The organism is Pseudomonas sp. SJZ077 (genome assembly GCF_007993905.1).
Classification (GTDB): domain Bacteria; phylum Pseudomonadota; class Gammaproteobacteria; order Pseudomonadales; family Pseudomonadaceae; genus Aquipseudomonas; species Aquipseudomonas mandelii.
The window spans coordinates 106,196-123,417 of the sequence record NZ_VIUJ01000007.1 but is presented as its reverse complement, the minus strand read 5'-3'; the positions used below and the strand labels follow the sequence as shown (position 1 = coordinate 123,417).

The 17,222-nt window shown below is 58.1% G+C and carries 6 protein-coding genes; 2 read left to right on the top strand and 4 right to left on the bottom strand.

The genetic code is table 11. The features are described 5' to 3' along the window. A partial coding sequence (locus FBY01_RS13030) for an Ig-like domain-containing protein (RefSeq protein WP_178114267.1) occupies nucleotides 1-1,708 on the top strand: 1,708 nt, incomplete at its 5' end. 495 nt (nucleotides 1,709-2,203) lie between these two features. On the opposite strand, the gene FBY01_RS13025 is transcribed toward FBY01_RS13030, so the two are convergent. The 3 genes from FBY01_RS13025 to FBY01_RS13015 form a co-directional block, all read right to left on the bottom strand. Then, entirely contained in the window at nucleotides 2,204-4,501 is a 2,298-nt protein-coding gene (locus FBY01_RS13025) for an autotransporter outer membrane beta-barrel domain-containing protein (protein WP_010461988.1), read from the bottom strand. A gap of 187 nt (nucleotides 4,502-4,688) precedes the next feature. Continuing rightward, a complete protein-coding gene (locus FBY01_RS13020) occupies nucleotides 4,689-6,614 on the bottom strand; it encodes a hypothetical protein (RefSeq protein WP_145308070.1) in 1,926 nt (641 codons plus the stop codon). A 146-nt stretch (nucleotides 6,615-6,760) separates the two neighbouring features. Beyond that, a complete protein-coding gene (locus tag FBY01_RS13015) occupies nucleotides 6,761-8,710 on the bottom strand; it encodes a hypothetical protein (protein WP_010461992.1) in 1,950 nt (649 codons plus the stop codon). A 555-nt stretch (nucleotides 8,711-9,265) separates the two neighbouring features. Here FBY01_RS13015 and FBY01_RS13010 point away from each other — a divergent pair. Continuing rightward, complete coding sequence (locus FBY01_RS13010) at nucleotides 9,266-9,625, top strand: DUF6124 family protein (protein ID WP_010461993.1); 360 nt, start codon at nucleotides 9,266-9,268, stop codon at nucleotides 9,623-9,625. 394 nt (nucleotides 9,626-10,019) lie between these two features. On the opposite strand, the gene FBY01_RS13000 is transcribed toward FBY01_RS13010, so the two are convergent. Further along, on the bottom strand, nucleotides 10,020-17,192 hold the full coding sequence (locus FBY01_RS13000; RefSeq protein ID WP_145308072.1) for a retention module-containing protein: 7,173 nt from the start codon (nucleotides 17,190-17,192) through the stop codon (nucleotides 10,020-10,022). Between the last annotated feature and the right edge of the window lie 30 nt (nucleotides 17,193-17,222).

The window sequence follows — 17,222 nt, the reverse complement described above, 5'->3', positions numbered from 1 at the left end:
CAAGCCAACCATTGACTCGGTCACCGATTCCAAAGGCCCGGTCGCCCAGGGCGGCATCACCTTTGACCGATCAGTAACCGTCACTGGCAAGGCCAGCCCCAACCAGAAAGTCCGCTTGCTCGATGGCACTACATCACTGGGGGAACCTACCGCCAATGGCAGCGGCACCTGGACTCAGGTGGTAAGTGCATTGACCGTCAAGGCTTACAGCCTCAAGGCGCTGGCGCTGTATGGCGAGGGCGAAGCATCCACCCCGTTGCGCACGTTTACCGTGGCGGTGGCGGTCAAGCCAACCATTGACTCGGTCACCGATTCCAAAGGCCCGGTCGCCCAGGGCGGCATCACCTTTGACCGATCAGTAACCGTCACTGGCAAGGCCAGCCCCAACCAGAAAGTCCGCTTGCTCGATGGCACTACTTCACTGGGGGAACCTACCGCCAATGGCAGCGGCACCTGGACTCAGGTGGTAAGTGCATTGACCGTCAAGGCTTACAGCCTCAAGGCTTTGGCGCTGTATGGCGAAGGCGAAGAGTCCGCTCCACCGTTCACGTTTACCGTGGCGGCGGCGCTCAAACCGGCCATTGACTCGGTCACCGATTCCAAAGGCCCGGTCCCCCAGGGCGGCATCACCTTTGACCGGTCGGTGACCGTCACTGGCAAGGCCAGTCCCAACCAGAAAGTCCGCTTGCTTGATGGCACCACGTCACTGGGGGAACCTACCGCCAATGGTTCGGGCGTCTGGACTCAGGTGGTAAGTGCATTGACCGTCAAGGCTTACAGCCTCAAGGCGCTGGCGCTGTATGGCGAAGGCGAAGAGTCCGCTCCACCGTTCACGTTTACCGTGGCGGTGGAGGTCAAACCGACCATTGATTCAGTCAAAGGCTCGCCAAGCGGGGTCGAAATTCCCAATGGCGGTACAACATTGGAGACCAGTGTGTCGCTGACCGGCACGGCCAGCAAAGGTCAGAAGGTCCAGGTACTCGACGGCACCATATCGAAGGGGGAGCCCACCGCCAGTACAACGACGGGAATCTGGTACTTGCTGGTGACAGGGTTGAGTGTGGCGTCTCACAGCTTCACCGCTAAAGCGTTGTATGGCAGTGGACAGTCCTCCACGCCAGCGCGTAGCCTCACAGTAGCAACACCATTAACAATTAATACTAGTCAGATGAACCTAAATGGGCTCTCAGTAAAAATCCCAAATTGGCCGAAAACTGGACAAGATTCTATTGGCAATACTGATGTTCGCCTGGCTCAAGGTGGAAAGACTCCCTATTATTATTATTCAAGTAATGAGGCCGTTGCCTCCGTGACACAAACGGGCAAAGTCACTGGCAACAGTATCGGCAATGCCACAATTTTCGTTCGAGACGCATCGCTTCAATTGGTAAGTTATCCAATATCAGTGAGAAACATATATCAACTGCGATCTAATGATTCATATTTAACGCACGCTCAGGCCGTTTCCTGGATGAGCTCCTTCGGCAATGCATTGCCGGCTGGCCAAGCCCTCAATGACATGCAACGAGTGTATGGCCAAAAATTACCTACCGCCCGAAATTATTGGCTTTGTGAAGTGGGTGGATGCCCTCCGGCTCAGGGTTATCAAACATACGCTTTCTACAATATAGATCATATGGATCAACGTTGCGCATCCGACGTCGACCAACGCTGGCGATTCGGGGCATGGTGTATTCAACCTTTATAGTCTTATAAACCTGACGAGTACAAAAGCGCACCTCATTAACTTCTTCCATCATGGGAGAGCGAATAAGGTTTTGAATGTGATAAGCGAAGGGGAAATATTTATTTCCACAATCGTGATTAAAGACTAGTTAAAGCGCCGAATCTATTTACGCGCCTTCACCTGCATGACTGATGTGAACTTAACCAGGATCAGGCGCGACTGGTCCTGATGAACGCTGTGTCGGGTCACCGCCGTTTCCGGAGTCACCACTCGACTCGAACCATCGGGCGGCGCTTCTCGGGGTGTGGCATGACAAGGTGCGCAGTTACGATGGAAGCTGGTGCGGGGCGGGCAGTCGATTACCCTGGCGCTACCGTTGTTGCTGAAGGTGAAGCGGATTGAGGATGGAGATTCGTGGTTGCCGAGACAGGTGATTGCCGGTCAGACGGGTCAATAAAAAACGCCGCTTACCCAATAGGAGAAGCGGCGTTTCAGTCTTGCAAGACTACTATTCCCTTACCAGTTAACCCTCACCCCAAAGTTAACCCCCCACGGCTTCTCAATGTGCTCGCCCTTTTCATAATCAAAATCAACGTGCGCCTGCATCCCCTCGGAGAAAGCCACTGCCAACCCCGCCCCGAAATCGGTACGGTAGCCCGACAGGTCGTTGTTAAACACATTGTTGTTCACTTGCACTTTGTTATTTTTGGCGAACTCGTAACCCGCCGCGGCACTGATATAAGGCTGTACCACCTTGCCGTTGCCGAAGTCGAAATTGCGCCCGAAGGTGCTGCCGACCTTGCCCAGCATCGAGCGGGCCCGATCACCGTTGGCGTCCATGCCGTTGTCCAGGTTGTAATGCTTGCCCTGGATCACGACAGACGAGAATCGGGTAAACGGCTCGATGAAGTAGCCATCGCCGAACTTGATGTGTCGGCCGAATTCGGCCCAGCCGCCGAGGCCGGAGTTGTCGTAGTCGCCTTTGGCACGGGAACCGTCGCTCAGGCCGACTTTTGACTCGTTGCGGAAGTGGTTGAACTTGAGCGCGGCATCGAAGTAGTAACCGGAATCGGCATCGAGCCAAGTTGCGTAAGGCCCGACGTAGTAGCTGTCGACGGTGCCGGAAGTGCCGTAATCAAGATTCAGCCTGGAATTGCTGTACCCCGCCATCACCCCCATAAACCATTGGCTCTCACCCAGTCTCGCATCAGCGCCCAGGGAAAAACCTTGCTGGGTTTGCTGATAAGCCACACCCGAGCCGTCAGCCACATTGTATTGGCTGCCGTAAGTACGCACCCAGGCACCCGACTTGCCGCCGTTGAATCGAAGCTCACCCATGCGACTGCGTAGGGATGCGTCTTCGCCGGTGGCCACAGTGATCGCTGTATTGAACAGGGCCAATACCGAACGCGCGCCCGGGCTGACGGTTTCGGTAGCAGGGTCCAGATACCAGTCGGTAGCCCCGCTTTCGTCCATCGTGCTTTTCAGCGAATAGGACCAGGTTCCCAGGTCCGCCCTGCCACTGATCAGCGAGAATTGCGCATCACCCGCCGCCGTATGCACGAGGTTCAATTGCCCGGGAGACACGGCATCCAGCCCAGAGGCCGCAACCAACAGACCGAACTGCCCAGTGGCCACACCGGTCACGTTCAGGAAATCGTGATGGCCGGTGGCAAAGTTGCCTTTCATCGCAAATACATTGGCGCCGGTGCCTGAGGCCGCAAGTGTTCCGACGTTCAACTGGTAGAACGTGTCCGGGGCATCGGGCGAACCGAAGCTGACTGTACCGCCATTCATGGCCAATGCGCCGACGGTGTCGTTGCGGGTCAGGGTCCAGTTGGAGCCGCTGTTGATGGTCACACCGTCGACCTTATCCAGGCTGCCGGTGAACCGTGAATTGTTTTGCAGGTTGACCGTGGCCGAGGAGGCGTCATCGACGAGCACGACATCACCGGTGAAATGGCCCTGATCGAAGGTGAGGTTCGCTACGCTGCTGCCATCTATATTCACGTTGCCTTGAAGCGCACTGTTGGCGACGGTCATGGCGGCGGTAGAGGCGCCTTGCACATCAAGCAGGATGTTGTTTCCGGCAAGCAGACTGGCACCGTTCGAGAGACGGATAGTGGCATTTGTGCCTCTCTCGACCAGAACCGCGGAGCCGTTGACACCCTGTACGATGGCATTATCCAGTGTAAGGGCACGAGCACCTACATTGGCGGAATCGTTGACCATCCGCACACCTGTCGCCTGCCCGGTGATATGCGTCCCGGCAGAGGCATCCACTTCACCGCCCAGAATGTTCACACCAATGCCGTCGCCTGCCGAGCCGGTGACTTGCGTATTGATCAACGACAATTTGCTCAGCCCCGTGACCTGGGCACCAGCTACTTCACCCTTGATCTGGCTATTGGAAACGGTCACGTCCGATCCGCCGGCCGCGACACTGGAACGGTTTACGGCCAGCCCGATGTCTTCGCTGGTCACATTGGCCCGATCGATAGTGCCTCGACTGCTGGTGACTACAACGCCTTCAGCGCCGCTACTGCCGACAATGCTCGCGCCGTTGATATTCAACGTTGAGCCAGATTGCACAGTGATCGATCGGGTACTGGCGCCATTGACGTTCAACACGCCATTGTTACGCACCAGATAGTCGATCGACGTTGTCGATGAGTCGATATCCAGTGTCGTTCCGTCGACGATGGTTGCCGCCTGTGCACCCGTGCCGGACAAAGAAAAGACCGGCATGAACACCAGTACGCCCAGCGCGCGTTTTCGAATAACCCTGACGGGGAGCTCGCCAAATACTTTCATAATTTATCCACCTCCAACTCATAATAAAAAGTGCGCAAATACATTTGCGTGAAAAAATAGAGCGCGGAAGGTAAAGGAACTCCCCCTAAAAAAATGTAGGAAATATCCGAAATCACATAGCGAATATTTCCATAACTTCCCTCACTAAAAAAAACCGGAAGGTTTTACACCTTCCGGGCTTTTTCACTTAAATCGGACAAGGCGTTCCAGTCCCCCCTACCATATGCACTCTAACGAAGTGACTGGAAGTTACGTCCCGCCCATCGATCTCGACGACGTAACTGATTTCCCCCCATGCGCTCTGTGTTGCAAGAAGCTCCTGGTAGCGGACTTTTATAATAAAACCGTCGTCAACCTCCTGATCGCTCGGAGAATAGTTGAATTCGTACTTGGTACCCGGCTTTACTGTAGTCCCCGCAGAATCGCTATACCCTTGATAAGTACAGGCCAATGTTTTCCCCTTCAATTCCGGCTCTCCACCTGCGACCAGTGCTTCAGCACATTTGCCAAGCACTGCATCGGCTCGCAAAGATTGGCAATTGAGTAGAGTCAAATCTGGATCCATATGTTGAAACCTTACTTCGGGCGCAACACCCGGACGAATATAAACATCAACGTCCTGAGGCAACGAAAACTCCTCATTTTCGTTAAGGTCCGGATTGGTTAGTTTGTAACTTACCGGAAGCGGATTGCCATTTCCTCCTTCATCCACAACTTCCCACTCAACAGTCCATTCCAAATCATCCGTTTCCGTTCCATCCAGTTCAATGACGCCGCCCTGTGCTGCTGTCACCTCAACACCCTTCCAGATCAGTGTCGCAACGTCTCCGTCCTTGACGCCATCAAAAACCTGCGCAGTGACTGAAACCGTCTGATCTTTGTCGTCTTCTGTCAGTACATTCGGGCCATTACCTCCTTGTCCTTGAACAGTCACCAGATCAAGGTCCGGATTGGGATTCTCCTCCCCTTCACCGGGCCCCGGTCTGCGGAGGTCGACAACAATATTTTTTGTAAGTGGCGTTAATGGGTGACGAACCGTGCCGCGCTTTATCTGATAACTGGTTGTTATTGTTTTTTCGCCAAGGCTATCTTTAGCCAGCGCGCTATAGGGAACATTCACGTAGAAGGGAAAGCCGTTGATCCGCTGTGCGGGCAATAGAATGCCATCTACCGTCACTTCGATCTCATCACGATCCGCGATGTAATTATCGTACTCAGCCAATATCCCGATGCCCAAAGGCATCCGCGCATCGGCCAGATCCACCAGTTTAGGTAGCGTATCATCATCAAACAGCGGAATGTTGGGTGGCAATAATCCCTCTGGCGGATCCGTCAGCGATACGTTCGTTTTCTTGTACGCTGAGGGGAGACTCTTATTACCTTTCCGATCCATCAACGTATACCAGAGTTCTTTTTCACCCTCTTCGGTGCCAACCTGGGCAGCAGTCAAGTTGAAAGTCACCGGCACGGCGGTATCTGTAACAGTCACATTCCCTATCGAAATAGCTCCTGGCAAAGATATGCCAAAGAAAGCTTCGATTACATCCCCGATTTTTTTTGTGGCGTATTGAGGGACGGTAACAAGAACAAAACCGTTGGCATCCAGGTAAGGTTTGGTAATGCCGTCTCGCTCAACTTCTGCAGGAAGGGTCACCTCACCGTTCGGCAAGGGAGCCTGCGTATCGATATTAATTACCTCGTGCGCAACTTCATCAGGATTGCCACCATGACTCAGTATATAACTTAACTCATGCGATCCCGATGCATTAGTGAGACCTGCTGGCAACAGCAATTCAAACGCAGTGATGGCGGGATCAATTGGAGTCTCATAATCATATCGGGTACCAACACGACTGCCATTCCAGGTCAAGTTCAAAAACCCTGGTATAGCGTTTTCATCGCCCGCCTGAGCAAATCGGGGGATCAGCACTTTTAGCTGTGCGCCTTGAAGACTGGAATGCAACTGATTTGGCAAATCGTCCGCGGTATCGGGCAACAGGGGATTATCAGCGTGCAGGGAGGGGGGCGCTGCGTCCTCTGTAGGCATACTCTGCCGAACGACAAGATAACGCGCGCGATTCTGTGCGGGATCCAATGGTTTGAAACTGGTCATCTGTATCTTCCTTTCAATTGCTTGATTATCTGACAAAGGACACTACCAGCCCCCGTCAGGACACTTGGAAACTGACCACCCACGCGCGGACTTTAATTCTGATAATCCGACTTAAACAGCGGACAGTATTGCGCTCTTTTAATCGATCAATGTTTAGGCACGTCACTCACGAATGATTCTTCGCAAATATCATTATTCGGCCCGCACAATTGACCACTGGGCATCGTTCTATTGATAATCACAAACTCAGACTTCGACTCACCTTGTCCGCCGTTGCTCTTTCTCAAAAAATATCGGCAAAGTGCTGATCCGCGATCAACCATCGGCGCAACTAACCTTTCATAGTCTGTCACCGATATATCAAAACCATTGCGTGCCTGCTCAAGACTGAGTGTTGTTTCAAATGACTCAGTGACCCCCGGGATGGGGGATGTGCCATTGGGGCCGTAACACCCTTGCCAATGAAGCTCGACAATATCGTCTTTGTCGAAGGCGTCGTTACCCTCGATATGCACCCGCACCTGCTCCCACAATCGAGGTCTGGCACAGCAATCAAGCAGGCCTTTTAGCCCGCCATCAGGGAACGTCGGCTCCGGCAAATTCCTGATGATGATGATTGCCACGTTTACCGGAGTCGCTCGGGCCAACTGCACGTTTACCTGGTTGTCGGTGGTGTACCACACCGGTAACGCCGGATTTTCCATGTCTTGCTCGATAGCCGTCCAAGGAATACTGAACTCAATATTTTGCCCGGCGCTGTCGCCATCCTTGACCTCGTATTCAGCGACTGGCGTGCTGATGGCGCCCCAGTACAGGAAGATCTTTTCTCCAGGCTGTGGATTGTCGTACAAGCGCAAGTACCCGTCGGCGGGCTGACCATGATCTATCGTCTGCAGCGTGTTCAGTTGTTTCGAAACAGCGCCATAGATCTCCAGATTCGCCAGCGTGAGGTTCAACATCGCGGGAGCGTCAGCGTGATCCGGACCGGCGACCGTCAAATTGACCGGCACCTGCGTTTCTGGAGCAGGCGGCGTCGGTGTCCCGCCACGACTGATGCGGTAGTCAACACGCGCATCCATCGGCCCGAGCCCGTCAGCCGTCAGTGTCGACCACGGTACAGTTTGGCTGAGCGGAAATTGGGTTGGGTCAACGTCCAGGGGGGCGAGAGCATGACTATTCCACCGGATCAGAACCTTGTCGGAGGCGTCCGGATTGTCATAGGCATCGATTTCGACGGTGACCGCTTTCTGATCGACCGCCCCTTCGCGAGCGTGTTCGCGGTCGATCAACCCTCGCACCGACAATGGCACCCGAGCTGGATCGAGATTGCCAGGGGCCGGCGTCAAGTCGACAAAAACCGGTAACAGGGTCGAGCGTGGCCCACGGTTGCCGGCCCAATCACGTAGCCGGTAATAAAAGTAGCGTTGACCGTGCCCACGACCACGAATATCCGCCGCGTACACGGTAATGATGAGACGACGCTGGTCAATGTCCTGTTGACTGAACTCCTGCTCACGAATGCCAGATTCGGTATCCAGAGGATTGGGGTTGTCCGTCAAATAATAGATTGCGCGATCCCGGGCCTTTAAATCGACATAGAGCGGGACTTGTAATCTGACCTCTCCAAATCGTGTGAGGTAGTCATCGGTGATATCGCCGGGAACATCCAGCATCACCAGCGGCTTTGGCTCCTGACCATCATCCGGCGGCACTCTATCGACCGTGACGCGCTTGGAGAAGGACAGTTCTGCGTTCCCGCCGTAACTGAGTTGGTACGACAGGGAATAAATACCGTGATCCAGCTTGTCCCGAGGGACTTTCAAGGTCTTCTCCCCTGGGTCGGTGAACTCCTCCCTGTACACTTCGGTGAACGAACTGCCTTCCTTTACCCAACTGATAGAGATGATGTAGGGAAACGGATCGACGAGTGCCGTTCTCCAGTTCGGAACGATGACGACCAGGTCATCACTCACTGCACTTCTCGGCAACAGCCCCTCCGGACTCTCTTCGCCGTTCTCGTCCTTGAGGATGGCAGGCACCCTCGGTTGTTCCAGGGTTGGATCCGTTGGATCAGCCCGGTTTTGAGAAATCGGCATTGCTGACTTCCTCTCAAGACTTTGTCGACGTTCTCTCACGCTCAGTACGTATTCAGCGTGTCAGGTATTTGTTGCTCTGAAGTGATTTAACGGCACTGCGTACAGACTGGCTACTGTCAGAAATAACAGGTTTTGCTACCGTTCGTCGGCGATTGACACCTCGTAGGGGGGGCGCAGCTATTTATTTGGAGGAGGAAATAAACGGCGGTGTTTAAAAGACATTTCAAGACACTCACTCTGCCTACACATCCTTGCGTAGCTGCCTACGACTGCGCCAGAATCCGCCGGCTTGTGTGCCTTGTCCCCTCGCCCTATCGTTTCCGTGTCGTTGCAAATGCAGCGATCGGGTTTAGCAGCTCGGTCAATATCAAGGCACGCAATGTCACCTCTTGATCAGTCGGCTTTTTTGCCTCCTGATTGGCGTTTTGGTGACTGTGCGTGGGGCACTTCGGTGCGCCGGGTTCCTTGATGCCTGGTCTGCTAACCCGCGCACAGCCGCCACCCTTTCCGTTTAGCAGCGAGGGGTGACGACTCCAATCATCAAGGAGTTTCACCATGTTCAAGATCACACCCAACCCACCCGAAACCGACGACGTTTCCCCCTACGAATCCACCGATTCCAAAAAACTCAACGAAGCCGCCGACCGCGCCCTCGACTACTACCTCAAACCGGTCATCCCCGCAGACACTCCGCGTAAACCGAGCACCATCTATTCCATCGCTCCCGACACCAATGACGAAACGCTGCTGGTCAACGCCTGCGAAACCCTGGCGTCGGCGAGTGTGATGTTGAGTAATTTCGCGGGGTTGATGGAGGGTTCGCATCGCAATACGGTACTGGGGATTCAGCAGGTGGTGATGCTGGGGGAATTGGCGGTGAATCGGATGCTGGATAACTTCGTTCCGCAGGGTTAGCGAAAATCCTGGTGCGAACACTTTCCTGTGGCGAGGGAGCTTGCTCCCGCTCGGCTGCGCAGCAGTCGTAAAACCAGCGAAACGCTGTTTATCAGACACAATCGCGGTGAATGGTTTTGGGGCTGCTTCGCAAGCCAGCGGGAGCAAGTTCCCTCGCCACAACAGCGTGTCAGGCTGTGAGTTTTGTGGCGGTCTTTTGGGCCTCTTCGCGAGCAGCCTCGCTCCTACAGTTGATCCGGGTTGTTCGCCTGTTTTGTGTTCACTGAAGATCAAAGTGTCGGAGCGGGCTTGTTCCGGGCGGCGATCCGACGAAAGCGATCTCACAGACAACAAAAACCCGCCATTCCTTACCCAGGAATGGCGGGTTTTGTCGTTTCAGAGGTCAGCCTTCAGGTCATACGGTGTCCACCTTCAACGAATGGTCATTCAACATGCCATTGATGATGGTCGCGGTATCGTGCCCGCCCGCCACCACCCCGCCCGCTCCCGGCGTGACGCCGTAGTGGCTGGCCAGGTTGACGCCGGCCAGGTCGATGGTCTGGTTCGGTGCCGCGCCGGCCATGGCGCTGACGTCGATGCTGGTCAGGACCGAGGCGCCGCTGCCGATGACTTTGAAGTGCAGATAGTCATCCAGCGATGCTGCGGTGCCGTTTTCGCCTTGCAGCAGTTGCGACAAGTCGAGTTTGTCGGTGCCTGGGGTGAAGTCGGTGACGAGGTCGTGGCCGCTGTTGCCTTTGAGCCACTGGAAGGTGTCGGCCCCTGCCCCGCCGGTCAGGGTGTTGTTGCCCAAGCCGCCGATCAGGAAGTCGTCACCGCCGCCGCCCTTGAGGATGTCATCGCCCAAACCGCCGGTGATGACGTTGCTCAGGTTGTCGCCCGTGAGCGAGTCGTTGAAGTTGGAGCCGGTGAGGTTTTCGATGGCGGTCAACGTGTCGGTGCCGGCGCCGCCGGTGTTTTGCGCGGTGGCCACGCTCAGGTCGACCGTGACCCCGGCGGTGGCGTGGGCGTAACTCACGGTGTCGGTGCCGGTGCCGCCGTCGAGCAGGTCGTTGCCGGTGCCGCTGAACAGCAAATCATTGCCAGCGCCGCCATGCAGTTCGTTGTTGCCGGAGCCAGCGGTGAGCACATCGTTGCCGTCGCCGGCATTGAGGACGTTGTTGCCGGTGCCCGCCACCAGCACATCGTCGCCGGCCGTGCCGGTGAGGGTATGTCCGTCCTGATAACTGATGGTCACGCCCGCGCTGTCGCTGCCGCCGTGGTTGTCGTTGGCGGTGTAGGTGCCGTGGGCATCCGGGGCGATGTCGTGGCCCCCGGCGTAATCGAGGGTCATGGTCAGCTTGTAGTATTCCGCGTTGTTCACGCCGCTGCCGCTGGTGTTGGTGATGTTGGTGACGTGGATCTGATAGGTCCCGTCCGCCTCCGCGGTGAGGGTTTGCCCGTCCGCGAGGGCGATCCACGCCCCGCCGTTGAGCGAGTACTCCATCGCGATGTGACCGCCCGCCAGGTTGTGGTCCAGGTTGAGGGTTTCGCCTTGTTTGAGGTTGACGGTGATCCGGTCCTCATCATTGGCGTTACCGGCGGTGACCCCGCCCAGATATCCACTGACCACCAGCACCGCCGTCATGGTCGTCGCGTTCGCCGCAAAGGCGTTGCGCACGTTCGCCAGGACCTGGTTGGCGTTGTTGTTGCCGGTCGAGGAGAAGCTGATCGCCCCGGTGCCGGTGAAGTCGGCGCCTTTGGAAATCCAGCCGGTGTTGAAGTTGGTGGGTGAAGCCGTCAGCGGATCGCCATCGGCATCGGTGTCGTTGGCCAGCAGCATCTCGCCCGGCACCACAATGTTGCCCGAGAGCACGTTGGTGATGATGTGGTCATCGACCGCCACCGGTGCCGCATTCGGGATGACTTTGACCGTCAGTGTGGAGCTGGCCAGGTCACCGTCGTTGTCGCTGGCGGTGAAGCCGATGTTTTCGGTAATCACCACTGCCGTGGTTTTTTGCGAGGTGTAGGTGTACTCGCCGGTGTCGAGGTTCACCACCAACGTGCCGCCATTGTTGGTGGCGATGCTGATGCTGTTGTTCACCGTGTTGAAGGTGCCGTGGTTGGCGCCGCCACTGAAGTTCAACGAACCCTGATTGCTGTTGCCTTTAGGGTCGTAGGTGTAGGTGGTGCCGTCGACCACGAGGGTTTTGATGAAGCCGCCATCGGCGCCGAACGTACCGCCCTCCAGCAAGGTGCCCGTCACCGGCGCGCCGACCACCGTGCCCGAAAGCACCGAGTTGAGCTGGTTGAGATCGGTCACCACAACAGCGTTGGTGTTGGTGTGGGTGCTGCCGTCATAAGCCAGCGGATCGAGGTAGGCGTTGCTCACGCCGCTGCCCAGGCCGATCGCGTAGTTCTTGATGCTGTTGGCGTCGAGGAAGGCTTTGAGTGCGGCCTCATCTGCGCTGCCGATGTCGCCTTCGTTGGGTTTGCCGTCGGAGAAGAAGTAGCCGACGTTCTGCGCCCCGGTCAGTTTGCCCGAGGTGTTGAACGCCGTTTGCATCGTCGCGACAGCGGCGTCGTAGTTGGTGCCACCGCCGGCAGTCAGGCCGGAGATGATCGACTTGGCGGTCGCCACATCCACCCAGATCGATGTCTTGTCGGTGGCGTTGCTGCTGAAGGTGACGATCTGCACTTTCACATCGCCCAGGTCGTCGTATTTGTCGAGCAAGGCACTGATCGCCTGCTTGGCCAGTTCGAGGCGCGATAGCCCCGGTACACCGGAGGGGTCAACCATGCTGCCGGAGACGTCAATCACCAGCAGCAGGTTGGAATCGATCTCCACAGCCGCCACCGAACGCTCCGCGCCGAGGACCTTGGGCACGTCATCGACGATGTTGACCACGATGGTGCTGGTGGTGCTGTTGCCCAGCGCATCGGTGGCTTTGTAGGTGAAGCTTTCGATCAGGGTATTCGGGCCGTCGTTGGTGTTCGGCGAGGTTTTCGGCGCCGACGTCAGGGTGTAGGTGTAGGTACCGTTGGGGTTGAGCAGCATTTGCCCGTAGGCCCCGGTGGCGCTGCCGACCAGGGTGTAGGTGATGGCGCCACTCGCGCCGGTGACGGAGCCGACCAGGGTGCCGGTGGCCGTTTCGCCGGTGTTGCCGGGCTCGCTGCCCGTGACAGTACCGGCCGCCAGGTCCAGCCCGTCCTTGGTCAGGTCCAGGGCTTTCTCGTAGACGGTGACATCGGTGTCGCTGACCGCTTTGATGCAGCTGTTGTAGACGTCGATGGTGATGGTGGTGGTGCTTTCATCGCCGTCGGCATCGCGCACGGTGTAGGTAAACGTGTCGGTGGCGCCGGCACCGCTCACGGCGTTGGGATTGCTGTGATAGACCGCGTTGCCGTTGGCATCCAGCGTCAGGTAACCGTAGGTGCCATTGATGTTCGTGCCCAGGCCGCCGATGGCCGAGGACGAAGTGTCCGAGCCTGCGCGCACGCCAATCACTGCGCCGCTGAGTGCCGGGCCATCTGCACCGCCGATGTCGTTGTCCAGCACGTTGCCGCTGACCGTGCCGCCTTCGACCACGCTCGCCGTGTCCGCTTTGGCCGTCGGCAAATCATCGACGATGTTGACGTTGATCTGACCCGTCGCGGTGCTGCCGTCGGTGTCCGTCGCCACCACGTTGAAGTTCTCGGTGATGCTGTTGGCGCCGTTGGCGTTCGGATGAGTTTCGTTGTCCGCCAGGGTGTAGCTGTAACTGACCACGCCGGTGGCCGGGTTGTAGCCGGTGATGGTCAGCGTGCTGCCCAGCGGTGTGACGATCGATTGCGGGAAGCCTGCCGCCACACCGCCAGTGACCAGAGCAATGCCGCCGACGGTCAGGGTTTGCAGGCCGTCCAGCGCGGTCACGGTGAAGGTGCCGCTCTGGGTCAGGGCGGGCGCGTTCGGGGTGGTGCCGTCGCTGAGGTTTTTCTCGTAGACGGTCAGTTCACCGCCGTACACGTCGAGGCCATTGAGCGTGACCGGGTCGTTGTTGTTCTGGATGTTCAGCACCAGGTTGGCGGTGCTGGTATCGCCGTCGGCATCGGTAATGGTGTAGGCGAAAGTTTCAGTGCCGGTGCCGCCGCCGTGCAGGTTTTTGAAGTCCGCATCATTGGTGTTCAGCGTGTAGGTGTACGTGCCGTTGGCGTTGAGCACCAGGGTGCCGTAAGTCCCGGTAAAGGTGCCTGGGGTCACAGGCCCGGCGTTCGGGCCGGTGGCGACACGGTCCGCGCCCTGGACGTCGTTGCTCAGGACATTGCCATTGAGCGTCAGCACGGCCTCCGACGCTGTGCCGGTGTTGCTATCGTTGAAGGCTTTTGGCACGTCATCGACGATCTTCACCACGATGGTGCTGGTGGTGCTGTTACCCAGGGAATCGGTGGCCTGGTAGGTGAAACTTTCGGTCAGCGAATTCGCGCCATCGTTGGCAGGCGGCGTGGTGGTCGCAGGCGAGGTCAGGGTGTAGGTGTACGTGCCGTTGGGGTTGAGCTGGATCTGGCCATAGTTGCCCGTGGCGCTGCCCACCAGCGTGTAAGTGATCGCGCCGGTCGCACCGGTGACCGAGCCGACCAGCGTGCCCTTGGCGGTTTCGCCGGTGCTGGTCGGGTCGCTGCCGATGACCGTGCCGGCCGCCAGGTCTTGCCCGTCCTTGGTCAGGTCGAGGGCATTTTCGTAGACGGTCACGTCGGCATCGGTGGAGGCGACAATGCTGCTGTTGGACACGTCGATGGTGATGGTGGTGGTGCTTTCGTCACCATCGGCATCACGCACGGTATAGGTGAACACATCGGTCGCGCCGGGGCCGTTCACCGCGTTGGGATTGCTGTGGTAGGTCGCATTGCCGTTGGCATCCAGCGTCAGGTAACCGTAGGTGCCGTTGATGTTGGTGCCCAGTCCACCGATGGCCGAGGTCGAGGTGTCCGAGCCTGCGCGCACGCCAATCACGGCACCGCTGAGCGCCGGACCATCGGCACCGCCGATGTCGTTATCCAGCACGTTGCCCGAGACGGTCGCGCCCTCGTCTACCGAAGCGTAATCAGGGTTGGCGGTGGGCAGGTCGTCGACGATGTTGACGTTGATCTGGCCCGACGCAGTGCTGCCGTCGGTGTCCGTCGCCACCACGTTGAAATTCTCAGTGAGGCTGTTGGCACCGTTGGCATTCGGATGAGTTTCGTTGTCCGCCAGGGTGTAGCTGTAGCTGATGACGCCGGTGGTCGGGTTGTAGCCGGTGATGGTCAGCGTGCTGCCGAGCGGTGTGACGATCGATTGTGGGAAACCTGCGGCCACGCCACCGCTGACCACCGAAATGCCGCCGACCGTCAGGGTTTGCAGGCCATCGAGGGCGGTCACGGTGAAGGTGCCGCTCTGGGTCAGAGCGGGCGCGTTCGGGCTGGTGCCGTCGCTGAGGTTTTTCTCGTAGACAGTCAGTTCACCACCGGCCACGTCGAGGCCGTTGAGGGTCACCGGGTCATCGTTGTTTTGGATGTTCAGCACCAGATTGGCGGTGCTGGTGTCGCCGTCGGCATCGGTGAGGGTGTAGGTGAAGGTTTCCGTGCCGCTGCCATTGCCGTGCAACGCTTTGAAGTCGGCATCGCTGGTGTTCAGGGTGTAGGTGTACGTGCCGTTGGCGTTCAGCACCAACGTGCCGTAAGTCCCGATGAAAGTACCGGGGGTGATCGGGCCGGCGTTTTCGCCGACGGTCACGCGGTCGGCGCCTTGGGTGTCGTTGGTCAGCACATTGCCGTTGAGGGTCAGCAGGGTTTCCGAAGCGGTGCCGGCGTTGCTGTCATCCACGGCCTGAGGTAGGTCATCGACGATGTTGACGTCGAGATTGCCGTTGGCGGTGGTGCCGTTGTCATCGACCACGGTGACGGCGAATTGCTCGGAGATCCCGTTGGCACCGTTGGCCGTCGGATGCGCTTCGTTATCGGCCAGGGTGTAGCTGTAACTGACCACGCCGGTCGCGCTGTCGAACCCGGTGATGGTCAACGTGCTGCCGAGTGGTGTGACGATCGATTGCGGGAATCCTGCGGACACGCCGCCGACCACCACGTTGATGCCACCGACGCTGAGGGTTTGCACACCGTCGAGCGCGGTGATGGTGAAGGTGCCGCTCTGTGTCAGCGCGGGCGCGTCGGGGCTGCTGCCGTCGCTGAGGTTTTTCTCGTAGACGACGAGTTCGCCGCCTTCGACGTTGAGGCCGCCGATCGTGACCGGGTCATCGTTGTTTTGGATTTGCAGCACCAGGTTGGCGGTGCTGGTGTCGCCATCGGCATCCGTCAGGGTGTAGGTGAAGGTTTCGGTGCCGCTACCGCCGCCGTGCAGCGCTTTGAAATCGGCGTCGCTGGTGTTCAGCGTGTAGGTGTAACTGCCGTTGGGATTGAGCACCAGCGTGCCGTAAGTCCCGGTGAAGGTGCCGCCGATGATCGGCCCGCTGTTGGGGCCTGTGGGAATGCGGTCAGCCCCCTGCGAGTCGTTGGGCAGCACGCTGCCGGTCAGGGTCAGCAGGGATTCCGAGGCGGTATTGGCGTTGCTGTCATCGACCGCTTTGGGCACATCGTCGGTGATGTTGACGTCCAACGTGCCGGTGGCGGTATCGCCGTTGGAATCATTAGCGACGACGATGAACTGTTCGCTGAGGTTGTTGACACCCTCGCCGGCCGAATGGGTGTCGTTGCCGACCAGGGTGTAGCTGTAACTGACCACGCCGGTGGCCGGGTTGTAGCCGGTGATCGTCAGGGTGTTGCCCAGTTGCGTGGTGATCGACTGCGGGAAGCCGACAGGCACCCCACCCGTGATCACATTGATCCCGCCGATACTCAAGCTGGTCAGCCCGTCGGGCGCAGACACGGTGAAGGTGCCGTTCTGGATCAAGGCGCCAGGATTGCTGGCAGAACCGTCCGCGAGGTTAGCTTCGTTGAGGGTCAGTTCGCCGCCCGCCACCGACAGGCCCGCGAGGGTGACCGGGTTGTTCGGCGCGTCAGGAACGGGAATGACACCCGTGCCCCCTGAACCGGCACCGTTGTCGCCGTTGTCCGGATCACCGGCCAGACGTTCGAGCGGAAATTCGGGAATGCCGTTAAAGCCCGCGGTGGGGAAGCCAATGGTGGGGTCGACCCGCCCGCCCACTTCTTCGAGCATGACGAAACTGTGGCCGCCGCCCGCCGCCCCGCCGGGTGCGCCGGTCGAAGCAGGTCCGGCCGCCGTGGCTTCAGCGGTTTGAGTCGGGTCATCGCCGGCCGCGATGGCTTTTTGCAGTTGCTCGACATCGGTCAGTTGCGCTTGAGTCGGCGTCACCGCTTCAGCGGTTTCCACATGGGCCGCTTGATTCGCAAGCAACTGGGAGTTCATTTGCAGGCTGCTGCCACGCCCGAGGGTCAGTTCCTGGCCATTTTTCAGATGCACGGCCACCGCGCCATCGGCGCCGGTGATCAATTGGTCGCCGGCGAACAATCGATCGCCCTCGGCCAGCACACGCCGGGTACCGCCGCTTTCCGCGAACACCTGACCAATGATTTTACTGACGGTACCAATGAGCGTTGCCATGTGCATTTCCTCCGCTGCCAACCGCTGTCG

Coding starts and splice junctions, on each gene's coding strand:
- FBY01_RS13025 (WP_010461988.1), bottom strand. CDS start 4,501: ATGAAAGTATTTGGCGAGCTCCCCGTCAGGGTTATTCGAAAACGCGCG.
- FBY01_RS13020 (WP_145308070.1), bottom strand. CDS start 6,614: ATGACCAGTTTCAAACCATTGGATCCCGCACAGAATCGCGCGCGTTAT.
- FBY01_RS13015 (WP_010461992.1), bottom strand. CDS start 8,710: ATGCCGATTTCTCAAAACCGGGCTGATCCAACGGATCCAACCCTGGAA.
- FBY01_RS13010 (WP_010461993.1), top strand. CDS start 9,266: ATGTTCAAGATCACACCCAACCCACCCGAAACCGACGACGTTTCCCCC.
- FBY01_RS13000 (WP_145308072.1), bottom strand. CDS start 17,192: ATGGCAACGCTCATTGGTACCGTCAGTAAAATCATTGGTCAGGTGTTC.